General features: G+C 63.5%; 14 protein-coding genes and 1 pseudogene. 5 read left to right on the top strand and 10 right to left on the bottom strand.

Annotated elements, in window-relative coordinates; genetic code table 11:
- Nucleotides 1–313 precede the first annotated feature (313 nt).
- Complete coding sequence (locus AQJ27_RS54305; RefSeq protein WP_159064660.1) at nucleotides 314–781, top strand: GNAT family N-acetyltransferase; 468 nt, start codon at nucleotides 314–316, stop codon at nucleotides 779–781.
- A gap of 328 nt (nucleotides 782–1109) precedes the next feature.
- Here AQJ27_RS54305 and AQJ27_RS54300 read toward each other — a convergent pair whose 3' ends face one another.
- Nucleotides 1110–1562, bottom strand: coding sequence for a hypothetical protein (locus AQJ27_RS54300; RefSeq protein ID WP_235614050.1), 453 nt, complete (start codon nucleotides 1560–1562; stop codon nucleotides 1110–1112).
- 29 nt (nucleotides 1563–1591) lie between these two features.
- Between AQJ27_RS54300 and AQJ27_RS50095 the strand changes: the two are divergent.
- Nucleotides 1592–2266 (top strand): annotated as a pseudogene (locus AQJ27_RS50095) (tyrosine-type recombinase/integrase); the annotation flags it as partial.
- Nucleotides 2267–3360: 1094 nt separating this feature from the next.
- Here the strand turns inward: AQJ27_RS50095 and AQJ27_RS50090 are convergent.
- From AQJ27_RS50090 to AQJ27_RS50085, 4 genes are all read right to left on the bottom strand, one after another.
- The gene (locus AQJ27_RS50090) at nucleotides 3361–3903 is read right to left on the bottom strand and encodes a hypothetical protein (protein WP_067385552.1); all 543 of its coding nucleotides are present in this window, start codon (nucleotides 3901–3903) and stop codon (nucleotides 3361–3363) included.
- Between the two features lie 96 nt (nucleotides 3904–3999).
- Nucleotides 4000–5307, bottom strand: coding sequence for a G1 family glutamic endopeptidase (locus tag AQJ27_RS54295; protein WP_159064659.1), 1308 nt, complete (start codon nucleotides 5305–5307; stop codon nucleotides 4000–4002).
- Nucleotides 5308–5895: 588 nt separating this feature from the next.
- Nucleotides 5896–6273, bottom strand: coding sequence for a hypothetical protein (locus AQJ27_RS59990; protein WP_079065924.1), 378 nt, complete (start codon nucleotides 6271–6273; stop codon nucleotides 5896–5898).
- Entirely contained in the window at nucleotides 6270–6536 is a 267-nt protein-coding gene (locus AQJ27_RS50085) for a hypothetical protein (protein ID WP_235614048.1), read from the bottom strand. The genes AQJ27_RS59990 and AQJ27_RS50085 overlap by 4 nt, the downstream gene beginning before the upstream one ends.
- A 172-nt stretch (nucleotides 6537–6708) precedes the next feature.
- On the opposite strand from AQJ27_RS50085, the gene AQJ27_RS54285 reads away from it, so the two are divergent.
- Nucleotides 6709–7484, top strand: a protein-coding gene (locus AQJ27_RS54285; protein ID WP_096240625.1) for an IS5 family transposase whose coding sequence is annotated in 2 segments (ribosomal slippage) — nucleotides 6709–7009 and nucleotides 7009–7484 — 777 coding nt in all. Because the reading frame shifts where the segments join, the coding sequence is not laid out codon by codon here.
- A gap of 17 nt (nucleotides 7485–7501) precedes the next feature.
- Here AQJ27_RS54285 and AQJ27_RS50070 read toward each other — a convergent pair.
- The 3 genes from AQJ27_RS50070 to AQJ27_RS50060 all read right to left on the bottom strand — a co-directional run bounded on the left by AQJ27_RS50070 (nucleotide 7502) and on the right by AQJ27_RS50060 (nucleotide 8858).
- Nucleotides 7502–7846, bottom strand: a complete 345-nt coding sequence (locus AQJ27_RS50070; RefSeq protein ID WP_067385548.1) for an ArsR/SmtB family transcription factor — start codon at nucleotides 7844–7846, stop codon at nucleotides 7502–7504.
- Nucleotides 7843–8301, bottom strand: coding sequence for an SRPBCC domain-containing protein (locus tag AQJ27_RS50065; protein ID WP_067385546.1), 459 nt, complete (start codon nucleotides 8299–8301; stop codon nucleotides 7843–7845). The genes AQJ27_RS50070 and AQJ27_RS50065 overlap by 4 nt, the downstream gene beginning before the upstream one ends.
- Nucleotides 8302–8465: 164 nt before the next feature.
- On the bottom strand, nucleotides 8466–8858 hold the full coding sequence (locus AQJ27_RS50060; RefSeq protein WP_067385562.1) for an ATP-binding protein: 393 nt from the start codon (nucleotides 8856–8858) through the stop codon (nucleotides 8466–8468).
- 146 nt (nucleotides 8859–9004) lie between these two features.
- Between AQJ27_RS50060 and AQJ27_RS50055 the strand changes: the two genes are divergently transcribed.
- Entirely contained in the window at nucleotides 9005–10336 is a 1332-nt protein-coding gene (locus tag AQJ27_RS50055; RefSeq protein WP_201264537.1) for a hypothetical protein, read from the top strand.
- A gap of 116 nt (nucleotides 10337–10452) precedes the next feature.
- Entirely contained in the window at nucleotides 10453–11712 is a 1260-nt protein-coding gene (locus AQJ27_RS50050; protein ID WP_201264536.1) for an SNIPE associated domain-containing protein, read from the top strand.
- A 514-nt stretch (nucleotides 11713–12226) separates the two neighbouring features.
- Here AQJ27_RS50050 and AQJ27_RS56175 read toward each other — a convergent pair.
- Together AQJ27_RS56175 and AQJ27_RS50045 are read right to left on the bottom strand one after the other, a co-directional pair.
- The gene (locus AQJ27_RS56175) at nucleotides 12227–13105 is read right to left on the bottom strand and encodes an HNH endonuclease (protein WP_107120750.1); all 879 of its coding nucleotides are present in this window, start codon (nucleotides 13103–13105) and stop codon (nucleotides 12227–12229) included.
- Nucleotides 13106–13319: 214 nt separating this feature from the next.
- On the bottom strand, nucleotides 13320–13838 hold the full coding sequence (locus AQJ27_RS50045) for a hypothetical protein (RefSeq protein WP_067385542.1): 519 nt from the start codon (nucleotides 13836–13838) through the stop codon (nucleotides 13320–13322).
- Nucleotides 13839–14189: the final 351 nt, after the last annotated feature.

The raw sequence follows: 14189 nt of genomic DNA, 5'->3' as shown, positions 1-14189 counted from the left end.
CCGCGTGCCGTTCGGGTGTGGTGGTTGAGGCTGCTTCCCGCAGCACAGTGAGCCTGCGGCGTTCCACGAGCGCCGGACCCACCTCGGCTCCCGCAGATGCCGCGGCCCGGTGCGTCCCTGGCGGCCAGCTTCGAGACCGGGTTTCCGCGATTTTCGATGCATTCCAGGACACCTTGAGGTGCTGGACCGGCATCTGCACCACCTGCCAACAGCCGCTGCCCAGCAGGACACACAGAACACCGAGATCAAGAACGACCTAACGGAGTCCTACTAGCACTATGCTGATCAACTGGATGAAGCTGAGGGGGTAGACGTGACGGACATAACCGCAGCAACGTCAGTTGAGGTGCGCCTCGCCACTGAGGAAGATCACCAGTGGCTGTACGAACTGCACGAGCAAGCGCACAAGGCGTTGGTTGAGCAGGCGTACGGGCCTTGGGAGCAGGACCAGCAACGAGCCTTCTTTGCACCGCTCGTGAACGATCATGCAGTGTTCATCTTCAGCGATGGCGACCGTCGAGTCGGCGCTATCTACCTCGGTGAGCGCGACGGTGACGTGTGGCTTGAGCTTGTCGAGGTTCTGCCCGAATTTCAGCGCCGAGGCTACGGCACCCTTGCCGTGCGCTGGGTTGTAGAACGCGCGAGCGAGCAAGGCAACGGCACACTTCTTCAAGTGCATCGCGTGAATGAGGACGCTCACCGTCTGTACCTGTCTGAAGGCTTCTCCCCTGCAGGGGAGACCGAGACGCATCATCTGCTGCGCAAGCCGGTTCAGAGCTGAGTAGCTGCCACCCCCGACCTCCTCAAACCACCACCTCCCCCAGCTCCCGTCCCGTCTGCCGTCGACCCACACTCCGTGGAGCGGGTGTGGTTCCTGGCGTCCAGGTGGAGCGCGCCACTGTACGAACGACCTGGACGCCATGGGCCGCGTCTGCTCGGCTCTGCCTGGGTCGACGGTGGACGGGACGGGAGCCCTCAACGCTCGCCACGATGTGCCCGCGGCCGGGAACGGCGCCCCCTCCATCCCGGTGCCGGCCGATCCCCCGCCGGAGGCATCGTCCTTGACCGTGGGCCGGGTACGTCGGGTGCTCGACTCATGACCTCCGGGCCTATCCATGTGTGGGCGGGCGTCGGCGCAGCCGGGAAGGCCGCCCGGCGGAGCGGAGCGCAGCCGGGTGCTTGAACCAGTAGAGAAAGTTGTAACTCAGTACCTGGCGTGGGGCTTGAAGTTCAAGGCTTCGTCGGTGCGCCAGGGCTAGGAAGAGCACTGGTCGAGCCGTCCAGGTGATGCGTGTATCGTCCTGGTTGATCGAGACCGTGCAGGGCTCCGAACACAGGAGGGCTCTCCTCGTCTCGATGCGGCCCTCGTACAGCCACTCCCAGGCTTCGTCGGAGGCTCTGGAGTCCAGTGCTGGTGTGATGGTGCGCAGTGCGATCGCTATCCAGCGGTTTGCCTGTCCGGCCGAATGGGCTTCGAAGGAGTCGCGGAGGGTTGGCTGTCGCGTCTCGGTGAGGTCTTCGGTCCAGCATTCGCACCAGAAGCCGCGGGTGTATCCGTTCACGAGTTGGCTCCCGGCGGGTGGGCCACGAGAAAGGCGCGGACAGCTACGATGTGCCTGAGCGGCCCGTGTTGTCGGTGGCGGAGGTCTTCGGCGTGGCCGATGCCATGGCCCCGCGCTACCGGCTGCTAGTTCTCCTGGCCGCGTTCACGACTCTCCGCTTCGGCGAGTTGGCTGCGCTGCGTCGCAAGGACATCGACTTGGCTGGCCGCTTGGCCGTGGTCCGCCGGGCGCAAGCCGAGTTGCAGGACGGGCGGCTCTTCGACAAGGCGCCCAAGTCGGCTGCGGGGGTCCGGACTGTTTCCTTCCCCGCTGAGCTGGCCGGCGAGATCAGTCAGCACCTGAAGAGCTACGCCGCTGAAGGACAGGAGGGTCACCTGTTCGTTGGACCGCAGGGCGGGCAGCTTCGGCGGAGTAACTTCCGGGATGACTGGATCAAGGCCAGGAAGGCGGCGGGCGTCTCAGCCGAGCTGCACTTTCACGATCTGAGGCACACCGGCAATACGTTGGCTTCGACGGCTGGCGCCAGTACCCGGGAGCTGATGACGAGGCTGGGGCACAGCAGCTCGCGCGCGGCGTTGATCTATCAGCACATGACGAGTGACCGTGATCGGGCGATCGCCGATCGGCTCGGCTCGATGATCCGGGAGACGGAAGGGCGACGGGCTCCTAAGGGAGGGGAGCAGGAGGGGCCGCTGCCCTCATGAGAGATAGGCGCAGAGAGTGTCTGCTGTGTACGCGCAGCAAGTCGCTCGCTTCGAAAGCTTCACGAAGGGCAGTCTCCGCCGACTCAAGCGTCTGCTGGAGGCTGGCTGCCTCGGCTCGCGTCCTGTCGGTCCAGTCGCGGACCGGACCGCTCGATCGGACATGGTCAGCCAACGACACGCGAGCGGCGTAGGCAGCGGATTGCAGGGCCACCAGGGAGTCGGGAACCTGTATGTCGTCCACCCCCACATGCTAGGCGCGGCGGGAGAGCCATAGGGCAGGCTCAGCGGCGTTGTGGCACGTGTGTGGCACGGCGCCGAACATGCCGAAGGGCCAGTTCGAGGAGATAAAGCCTCTGAACTGGCCCTTCATCGTGTGCCCCCGGCAGGATTCGAACCTGCGACACCCGCTTTAGGAGTTCGATCCACGACCGCTGCGGCGGCTGCCGTCCACTGGTGTGACGGCCGGACAGGGGTGCTGGTGTACGCCCCCGTCCGGCGTCGTTGATGTCAGCCGTGGATGTCAGAAGCCTTCTGATCCGTAGGATCGGGCAGTACACCGTGAGGGCCGCCGACGGCCTCCTACTCCGATCGCTCAGATTAGCGATTGTGTGCCAGGGCTGCCGTCAACTCCGAACGGTGGCGTAGCAGCAACCTGACCTGGCCCAGCGGACGTAGACAGCAGACGTTGGGTGGGTACGGGTGGGCTCCCGTCAGGACGCTCAGTCACAGATTTCCCTACCCCATCAAGGCACCCGGCTCCGCCGCAGGCGCCGCTCCTGCCTCCGGCCCGCTCCGGCCCGCGCTGCGCCGACGCGCGCCCACATGCGGATAGGGCCGCGGCCATGAGTCGATCGCCGCATGGAACGGCCGCAGGTCAAAGCATGCCTCCGGCGGGGGGCGCTCAGGCTCCGAAATGACGAGCGACGAGGGGCGCCGTTCGCGAGTGCCGGCCGAGTGTGGCGAGCGCGGAGAGTTCCCATCCCGTCCGCCATCGGCCCACGCAGAACGGTGGGGAGGATAGGGGCCAGGTAAGGAAGCGGCAGGCAAGCCAAGGCGGCCGCCAACTCCTCAGCCTGCGAGGCTTCGTGGGCGGGCTACGTAGCCTCCTCAGGGCCTCCAGCTTGGGTCAGTCGCTGCGCCAGGGTGCGCAACGTCGCAACGAGCAGCGAGAGGTACTGGGCTTCATGGCCGGGTGGTACTTGGATCTCGTGCAGGATGTCGACGGCCGTCTGTGCTGCGGTGACCGCTTCCGTCGGCAGGGGGATGTCGGCCACTCGCTGGGACAACGTCAGCAGGTCTTCGGCGATCTTCAGCACTGGATCGCCCGTGGAGATGCCTGCCGCCTGCCGGTACATCTGCACCGCTTCGTGGGCGGACGGCGCCGCGTCTCCGGCATGACCGGCCTGTATCAACCGCTGCACCACCTTGTGCAACGCCTCTGCGAGCAGTCTCTGGTATTCGGCCTTTCGTTCAGCTGGCGGCTGGAACCTGTGCAAGATGTCCACCGCAGCTTGCGCCGCCGCGACTGCTTGTGCCACCTGCCCTTGGTCGGCCTGCTGATTGGACTGGGCCAAGAAGTGCCGTGCCAGTTCCATATTGTCGGACCGCTGTTCGACCTGCTCCTGTATCCCAGTCATTAGCCCGCTCCCTGTCGGTAAGGAACTTGGCGCATCTGCTCGATTTTTTGCCGACGCTATCCTCGGTTGCATCACTTCTCTAACTGCAGAATTTTGTCACTCAAAGGCGTGCCACTTGAATCTCATCGTGCTCTTGTCCACGACGGCTACGCTCGACATTTCGTGGCCGCTATGGTGACTAATCATCGTGATCGAAGTTACGTTCGCGTCACGGTAGAGAACGTATCTACCGTCAGCCCGGCGCGCCGCAGCAACGCCCATGGTGGCCGTGCCGTAGTTAGCTAGCGGAGGAGAGCCACCGCGCACCTGTGGCCGTTCCATGATCCATTCCGCTTGAGCGCCAGGCACGGCCACAGAACCTCTTGGGATCAGGACTCTGGTCGACTTCATCGTTGTCACGTTTATCAGCTGAAACCAGACATGGGTGCCGCTTAGTGAAGGCGGAGGGATCAGGGAAGGCGGAGGGCCGATATCGGGATCTTTATCAGCGATCCAGACATCGCCCAAGATGACATCGCCAGGTCGTATCGGGAAGTTTGTAATCAGTTGTGCAGTCGGTTGGATGGGTCGGAATTGCGTCCACGCATTGTAGGTGCTCAGCGTTACTGGAACTATAACGCTGGGCTCATGGACCAGCTTAACGATGCACTCTTGGGCCGTTCCGGCTTGGACGAGAACACCTTCGCCAAGACCAACCCAGAGACCGCTGTACGCTTTTGGGCTCAGGATTGCTCCGGACACCTCGGGAACCTGCCACTGGCCAAACACCTGAACATAGGTGCCGGCGGGGGCCTCTGCCTGGAAACCGCTCCAGTTATCGGTATCTATGAAATCACGGTTGACCGGATCACCGAGTGGCCGAGGTGCACCTGCGACGTCTGAGCGTGCCACCAAGTGGGGCTCTATGAAAGCAATGGGATTTGAGACGATCCGGAGCCAGGTATCGAAAGCGGAAGGGGTGAGTTCCGGATCGGGGCGGGTCGGGTACCCGCGCGCCAGAAGCTCATCGTCTTGAAGGCTCAAGCACTCACTTAATTCCAGACCGGGACGGATCCTTTCATCTCGACGAGGCGGCGATCGATATTGAGCGGGCGGCAGTGGATATTTGTCGTTCGGCTTATTGCTGAAATGAAATTTCAGAGCATGCTGTACGCTTTCCCCATCGGTTTTCGCGTCAACGCTCAGGCGGGCGATCTCTACGGATTCGCCTGCTGGGCATATATCAAAGGCAAGGAATCCATCCGGGTCAGAATATTGCACAAGCAATGGGTTGCCGTCGTCCGCATCATTGATAACGCAGCACGCGTTCGGCAGCGTTCGAATTCTAATAATGGAATTAAGTCGCGGCGGGATCGTGTAGCGGTAGACTTGATCCATCTCAAACGGTGCCTTATATGTCGACACTGCCACCAACACCTTCGCGAATAAGACTCGAGCCTAGATTCCCAGGCAGGTGATCTGTGGCCCAGCGTAGGCTCCGCTTTGGGGGATAATGCACCGCCTGATGGCCGCTGTCACACTTCCAGGACATCACGCATCTGGCTCAACGTCGAACGGAGCCCAGACGATGCCGAGCGCCAAATGCACGTCATCTCCCCGCAGGCGGCTCGGACCACGCAGCAGCCTTCCCGTTACAGGTTCTGACCTGTGCCACCGAAAGTCAGCCACGGCGGCGGGTGCGCCGAACGAGCACCCGTCACGTATGTTTTCAGCAACCCCGTACCGGCATCAGCCACGTTCCCCGCTTTCGAAATGGCGGCCATCTGGACGGCGGGGTCGTGCCTGCTCGGGCTCAACCTGGTCGTAGTCGTGTACTGGCCCTCGGGCTGGGCGAGTTGCTTCCAGGCCTGGCTGTCTGCCTTGGCGGTGCTGCGCGCTGAGTGGCCGGGGGCCGGCGCAGCGGTGGCGGAGACAGAGAGCGGGGCGGCCCGCGGCCGCCAGCGAGCGGACCGCCGTAGGCGGTCCGCCTTGAACCAGGGAGAAAGTTGTAACTCAGTACTCGGCGTGGGGCTTGAAGACATACGCGCAGGCTGGGAGTTCAAGGCCTCGACGGTGCGCCAGGGGTAGGAAGAGCACTGGTCGGGCCGTCCAAGTGATGCGTGTGCCGCCCTGGTTGACTGAGACTGTGCAGGGTTCCGAGCACAGGAGAGCTCTCCTTGTCTCGATGCGGCCTTCGTACAGCCACTCCCAGGCTTCGTCGGAGGCTCTGGAGTCCAGTGCTGGTGTGATGGTGCGCAGTGCGATCGCTATCCAGCGGTCTGCCTGTCCGGCCGAGTGGGCTTCGAAGGAGCCGCGGAGGGTCGGCTGTCGCGTCTCGGTGAGGTCTTCGGTCCAGCATTCGCACCAGAAGCCGCGGGTGTATCCGTTCACGAGGTCGCTCCCGGCGGGTAGGCCACGAGGACGTAGCGCGTGTTCTCGTCGTGCAGGGCGAGTTGGTAGGCCGTGCCCGTTGTCAGGTAGGCGAGGGCTCGTTCGTGCTCGCTCTCGTCCCGCAGCCAGTAGCGGCCCGGCTGGGCGTATGCCGTGTCGAGTTGGTCCGCGACGTTCCTCGCGCGCTCGCGAAGCCACCACAGCGCCAGGCGAGGGCTCGTCGCATCGTGCGATCCCAGGAGGATCGAGCTGGTCTCGTGCAAGGGATACGCCACGGCCCAGCAGCGGTAGGTGCCACCCTGCCCCGGCCCCGCCGCGGCTAAGAACTCCTAACGAAATGATCTCCGGGGTGATTGGATCACTCTGGGACTGGTGATCTGGGGGTACGGGGTGGCGCGGCCGAAGCCGTGGGAGGTCAACGACGAGCTGTGGGCGATGATCGAGCTGTTGTTGCCGAAGGTGGAGCGCCGAAGTCGGCATCCCGGGCGCAAGCGGCATCCGGACCGGCTGGTGTTCCAGGGCATCCTGTTCGTGCTGCACACCGGGATTTCCTGGGAGCATCTACCGCAGGAACTCGGTTTCGGGTCGGGCATGACCTGCTGGCGGCGCCTGGCCGAGTGGACCGAGGCCGGAGTATGGCCCCGGCTGCACGAGACGCTCCTTGCCAAGCTTCGCGGCGCGAACGCCCTGGACTTCTCCCGGGCGGCCGTCGACGGCTCGCACATCCGGGCATTAAAGGGGGCCCCAAGACGGGACGAAGCCCCGTCGACCGGGGCAGGACGGGCAGTAAGCATCACCTGATCACCGATGCCACCGGCATCCCGCTCGCCGCCACCCTGACCGGCGGCAACCGCAACGACGTCACCCAGCTGATCCCGCTCCTCCGAGCCGTGCCGCCCGTGCGGGGCAAGCGCGGTCGGCCCCGGCGACGCCCGGACGTGGTGCTGGGTGACCGCGGCTACGACCACGACAAGTACCGCCGTCTGGTCTGGGACCTCGGCGTGAAGCCGCTGATCGCCCGCCGCGGCACCGAGCACGGCTCCGGCCTGGGCACCCAACGCTGGGTCGTGGAGCGTGCGTTCGCCCACTTGCACTGGTTCCGTCGCCTGCGGATCCGCTGGGAGATACACGACGACATCCACGAAGCGTTCCTCACCCTGGGATGCGCACTGATCTGCTGGAGAAGACTCCGCGCTGCGACGGGCCTTTGAGGCGGCACTGCGGGGGTTCAGGGCCCAGTGGCCCCCTCCGCCAGATCCTTGATCGCGTTGAGGCGGTGTTCCCACTGGGTGGTGAGAGTGTCCATCCACCGCATTGTCCGCCTCAGTGGCTGCAGGTCGGCTTCGTAGCGGACCTCGCGTCCGGCCCGGTGGGCGCGTACCAGTCCGGCGCGGTCAAGGACTGCCAGGTGTTTGGCCACCGCCTGGCGGGTGATAGGGAGGCTTGCCGCGAGGGACGTCGAGGTCGCGCCGCCTTCGCGGGCAAGGGCGGCCAGGACCTCTCGGCGGATCGGGTCGGCCAGGGCCACCAGGACGTCATCGGGGGCCTGTTCGCCCTCGGTGGTGCGGGTCATGCCGTGGTCTGTTCGCAGTCCGCGCGCAGTTGGTCGAGCTTGCCCGGCCAGTTCTGGCTGTTGGCGCGGTGCCGGTCAGTGGCCTCGCCGGTGGGCAGCCTGAGGTGCGCGAAGCCGCTCTCGACCATGGTGAGCCAGGTGCCTCCTGTGGAGTCGTCTTCGGTCAGGGTGAACTCGACCAGAGTGGCGTTGGAGTCGTCCGGCTCCTCGCCTGCGGCGCCTTGGGACCACCGCCAGGACAGGACGCGCGGCGGCTCGACTGTCTGGATACGAGCGGGAATGACGCCGTGGATGCCGTGGTCGAAGACCAGGAGACCGCCGGAGCGCAGGTCGACCTTGACCGGCTCTCCATCGCCGAACCAGCGACCGAGGAAAGCGGGCTCGCTCAGCACGGACCAGACCCGTTCCCTGGAGGCATTGATCAGGATGGCGCGTTCGATCGTGTTGGGGATCATTGCAACCTCATCTCATCCGGATGCGCTACCCAAAGGTTGCACATCCGGAAGCCCATACGCAACCGATCGGTTGCGCATGGGTACCGGCCGCTTGGGTCCCGCCAAGCTTCGAGCACCTGCTGCTCATTCCGTTAGGAGTTCTAAGTCCTCGGGAATGGCCGACGTCAGCACCGGTGGCCTCCCGGCTGGCCGCTCGTGAACAGTTCCGCGGTGACTGTGTGGCCGGCCTGGCTGTCGTGGACCAGGACCCGGTGTGCGATGGCGCTGACCATGCCCAGGCCTCGCCCGTGTGTGGCGTCCTGGTCGGCGTGCTCGGCCTTCGGCGCCGTCCCGGTGCCGCCGTCGTCCGTGACCGACAGCGCGACCACCTGCGACGAGACCGCGAGAGCCAGATGGAAGCTGCCCGACTGCTGTCCGCTGGCGGTGTGGAGGATCGCGTTCGCGCTCAGTTCGCTCACGATCAGTTCGGCGTCCTCGGCTAACGGTGAGCCGCGCAGGATGTCTCGCAGCGCGATGGCCAGGCCGACGCGGCCGGCGACCTTCCGCAGCAGCACCACGCCCGCGTGGCCGATCAGGTTCCTGCCGTCGGCCCCGCACGACAATCCGGTGATCCCAACGCCTGACCCAGGGACGGGCCCGGGACCTGCGGCGACTCCGTCCTCGATCCTGGGTTAACTTTCCAGCGGCAGTGATCGTCGCTACGGTGAAACTCACAGGGATTGAGTTCTCGGCACCGGGTCTTATGGGGGATGTGATGGGCAGACGTCGCGGTTTCTTCGCGGAGCTGAACTACCAGGCACAGCAGGCGGAGAAGCATCGACGGCAGCAGGAGGCCGCCGCCCATCGCGCTCATCTTGCAGCGCAGCGCGAAGCCGAACGAGCCAGGAAGGCACACGAGCGCGCGCAGGCGGCGGCGGCAAGAGCCTCTGCCGCCGAGACGAAGGCCGCGGAGCGTGAGGCCGCGCGGCTCCAGGTGGAGTCCCGGCTCGCAGAGGTCGAGTCCATGAACACCGATCTGGCCAGCGATCGTGCCGACATCGACAGTCTGCTCGCCTGGACCCTGGACATAGACGACTATGTCGATCTCGAATCATTGAAGATCGCGGGGGTCGAGCATCCTCCGTTCGAGCCTGGTGGCCTGGCTGTCCCTACACCCGAGGTTGCGGAGCCGAAGTACACCCCTGAGCCGGTGTATCAGGAGCCGACTGCACCCCGCGGACTCTCAGCCGCTCTTGGAGGGAAGAAGCGGCACCAACGGGCCATCGAGGAGGCCAGGGCCTCCTTTGAGAAGGCGCATGACGGCTGGGAGCTCGCCAGGGATGCTCTCCAGAATCGCTACGTCAAGGCAGTTGCCCAGCGCGAGAAGATAGAAGCCAAGCGCGTGGCGGAACTATCTGCCGCCGAGGAGAAATACAAGCAGGAATGCGAGAAGCGCGAAGCTGAGGCGTCAGCTCACAACGCCGAGCTCACCAAGCTCATCAACGACCTTGCCTTCGATGTCGAATCCGCCATCGAGGAGTACGTCGGCATCGTCCTGTCCAACTCGGTCTACCCCGAGGTTTTCCCGGTCGAGCACGACCATGCGTTCAATCTCGAATCTCGAGAACTCACGCTCACAGTCAGTGTTCCAGAGCCCTCAACTGTACCCTCAGTGAAGGGGTACCGATATGTGAAGGCGAAGGACGAGATTACCTCAACTGCCCTGCCCGTTCGCGAAAAGAAGGAGCGGTACGCGAACGCAGTCTGGCAAGTTGCAGTTCGCAGCCTGCACGAAGTCTTCGAGGCCGACCGCGCTGGCAAAATCCACTCGATCGCGCTGACGGTCGGCGTCAATACGATTGACCCCGCCACCGGTCGCCCGACCACCGTTCCTCTTGCCGTCGTCGCCGCGGACCGCGAGACCTTCAACGGGTTCGATCTGGAAAAAGTTGTCCCGCAGGCCACTTTGCAGCACCTCGGCGCCGCGATGTCGAAGTCGCCATTCGACCTAGTATCGGCAGACACCAGTCGCGGCATCCGCGTTCGAGGACAGTGACGATGCGGTTCAACTCACCGCCAGGGTGGCCCACGCCGCCCGAGGGCTGGACTCCTCCGCCAGGATGGAAGCCCGACCCGGCTTGGCCGACCCCACCACCTGGCTGGCACCTCTTCGTGTCCGACGACGAGTCCGAATCGGACAACGACGTCGACGAGTCCGCCACCGTGTCAATCGCCGAAGCTCCCACCGGCACGGGGCAAGGGGCACCGGGAACTACGCCAGACCAGACATTTGCTGGCCCCCCGACTGCACCACCGTTTCGCGGAGTCGACCCCGCGCCGCTGTTGGCCCGTATCGCCGATCTCGAAACCGCGCTTGCTACCGCACAAAATGGCGCCGACGTGATCGATCTCAGCGACCAGCGAGCCTTGCAGGGCGTCGGCATTTATCGCTACCACCATCCTCTGGAGAACGCGGCGGCCTACAAGAACCGGCTCCGCAGCCTCGAGGGCCAGATCGACGACGCCATTAAGAGCGGTCGCGCGATCCTCGCCGCCGACATGTTCACCTTCGACGGGTCTCTGGCTCGAGGACGGAAACTTGTCGGCGATCTATCCAAGCTGATGCTACGGGCCTACAACGCGGAGGCCGACAACTGCGTGCGCTCGCTGAGGTCAGGGAACGCACGCACCGCGCAGAAGCGACTGGAGTCGGCGGTCACCGCGATTGAGAAGCTAGGGGCGATCATGGAGATGCGGATCAACCCCGAGTATCACGCTCTGCGAACCACTGAGCTCGAACTGACTGCCGACTTTCAGATGAAGGTGCAGGAGGAACGCGAACGCGCCCGCCAGGAGCGCCAGCTTCTCCGCGAACAGCGCCGGGCTGAGCAGGAATTGGCCGTCGAGAAGGAGCGACTCGAGAAAGAGCGAGCGCACTACATTAGCGTCCTGGAATCGCTCCGCGCCAAAGGCGATGACACTGCCGTCGCTGAACTCTCCCGTCGCCTTGCTGACATCGAGAAAGCCATCGCGGCCAATGACTACCGCCTCGCGAACATCCGCGCCGGCTACGTATACGTAATCTCCAACATTGGCGCCTTCGGTCCGAATATCGTCAAGATCGGAATGACCCGCCGCCTCGAGCCGATGGACCGCGTCCGGGAGCTCGGCGACGCTTCAGTACCGTTCCGGTACGACGTGCATGCCCTGTTCTTCTCGCAGGACGCCGTGACACTGGAGTCCGAACTCCATAAGGCGTTCGCCGATCGACGTGTCAACTTCGTCAACGAGCGACGCGAGTTCTTCTTCACCACACCATCCGAGGTTCGAGCACTATTGGCAGACAGGGTAGGCGGCCTGCTTCAATTCACAGAGGAACCCGCGGCTCTCGAGTACTTCCAGAGCCGGAGCCGCTGGCCGCAACAGAGCTGAATGCGGATCCCGTTCGAGGCGCCGGGGACAGCACCAGCAGTATGGGATCGGACTAAGCCCGCGGAACGGCATGCCGGGGTCTATGCACGCCGCCTTCGACGCCTGCGGCTGAAAGGCATCGAACCTCTGGGGCTGGAATGAGCGGTGCGGCTCCTCCGCGAGCATGGCCGGCCGGTGCGCGGAGCGCCGATCGATTCTGCCGATCGGACATGGACCTTCCTGCTCTTCCTCACCGAAGACGGCAGCGCACTGGTGGCCTGCGCCGAGCGTGCAGCGGGTGGTCGAGCAATCACCGCTTTAGGAGAGAGGCTGAGGTATCTGGCCGGTGACCTGCGCCTCCGTTGGTGGAGATACCGGGTGCAGGTGCGTCCGTCAGCCACCTGTATTGACCGTGGCTGACCTTTGTATCTGGCACGGTTGTGGCACGAGCTTCGCTCGTCAGTCGGCGGTCATGCCGGGGTGAAGATCGGCCGACCGGATGCACTCACCGAGGGCGACAGGAGGAGCTTCCCACCTAGCGTCCGTTACGTAGCTGGTCGGCCACGAACTCCTTTATTTTATCCAAGCCAGGGTATGGATTTTCCGACGCTTGCTCGTCCTCACTGTAAGAGGGGCTGAAGTGCTCGAAACGCAGCATCTCGTTCGGGCCGTGAGTGATCCTCAAATTTCCTTCACTGAATCGGTATCCGACCTGGATCTCCTGTCGGATTCGTTGAATCATCAGATTGCCTGCTGACGTTAGATGAAATACGAGTTCGTGAATTATGTCAACATTGAAGTCGAATTCATCTCCGTACTCTCGGTAGAGCTGCTCATTCCAGCTGATTTCCTTGTGTTTTTCGTGGAGGCAGAATCGGTCTCGCGCGATTCGGTGATGCGCAAAAGTGTCACTAATGGTCTGGATTAGATCGGCCCACACCTCTGTGAAAATGCGATCAGCCTGTCGAAATTTTGAAAAGTGAGAAGTGGGCCAACTTCTTCCTTGCAGCCATAGGCTGGTGTCGAAGAAGCGCTCAAATTGATCGAATCCCATAACGGGCGTAGGGGCTAGGAGGGAAGATGTCCATCCGTCCCATTTGTCGATCTCTACGCGCCTTTCCCATTCACTCACGAAGTCAGCGGCTCGTTCTGCTGCCGCTTCCGTTTCTTTTGCTGGATCCCCCATGCTCTTGGCTACCCGTTCCTCGTGCTCTCTTTTCATCTCCAAGAGAACTTCAATCGAGAAGTAGCGCCCATTGGAGGCGTCAATTACTTTATGATGCTCCTCGCAAAGCAAAATCATATTTGCGTATGAGTCTCTCTCCTTCTGCGGCATTTGGGGATTTGCTCGCGGGCCGTGGTCTGACTCTGCGACGATGTGTGCTTCCTCGCCGAGAGTGACACCTTCGTTCACGTCAGGGTCCTCTGTGTAATCCTGAAGGTCCGCAGTGAGTCTTTTCCTGCATTCCGGAAAAGCGCATGTGTCGCCTGATCGCCCCCATAGTCGCTTGCGGTCCGGCAATGAGATTCCCACAATGCTCCCCTAATTCATCGTTGGTGTCAGCCGCTGGTGTCAGACAACCCCGGCGCCCTTGACAGTTCGGCTTTCGCTACCTGCCAGACCTGATCTAGCTCTCGCCATCTGGTCCTTCATCTCCGCCTTGGTCTCCCGGGTAGCTGTAGCCGGGAGGTGGAAGGGTCAGGTCAGCTTCCGGGATCGACAGGCTCTCTCGCGTAAGGAGGAGCATCTCAAGCTCAGCCTCGTCGAACTTCTGCTGCCGCTCGTAAAAGCTTGGGTCGTCGGGAGCGTCATGTATACCGTACTGACCCCACGACCAGGCGGCGCTGTAGGCAGCGGACGCAGCAGCGGTCACGGCTCGATCGGCGTAGAACTGCAACTGCGCGAGCTTGGCGAAAGCGTCGGACTGCCAGCCCTCTTCCAGCTCAGGTTCTTCTGTGAAGCCGTAGCAATGGTTGTAAGCGGTCCTGGCCAGACCTTTTACCGCTTCATAGAAAGCCACGTGCGCCTGTCTACGGTGCTCGAACGTGCGGGCCTCGTCCTCGCGATCCCAGCTTTCGCGCTCGCGCTGTCGCTCGCGCTCCCAGGCGACTGTTTCGCGACGGTCTGACCAGCGCTGCGTGATCAAAGCGCCTACGGTCCCTGCGACCAGCGTCGCTACGACGCCGACACCAGCGACTACTAGCGGTACCCATAGGGGAGTTGAAGTCACTCATCAATGGTCGCAGTTGTGACCTGGCCAAGTGCAACATTCCCCGACAGTGACAGATCGCTTCCCGCCTCAACCCACTAATCCACCTGCTCTCATCCCGTCCGCCGTCGACCCACACACCGTGGAGCGGGCGTGGTTCATGGCGTCCAGGTGGAGCGCGCCACTGTACGAACGACCTGGACGCCATGGGCCGCGTCTGCTCGGCTCTGCCTGGGTCGATGGTGGACGGGATGGGAGCCCCCAGCATCCGCCACGACGGACCCGCGG

Source organism: Streptomyces olivochromogenes (assembly GCF_001514115.1).
Lineage (GTDB): Bacteria > Actinomycetota > Actinomycetes > Streptomycetales > Streptomycetaceae > Streptomyces > Streptomyces olivochromogenes.
Note: the sequence above shows the minus strand (reverse complement) of the source record. Positions and strands in the feature narration are given on the sequence as shown.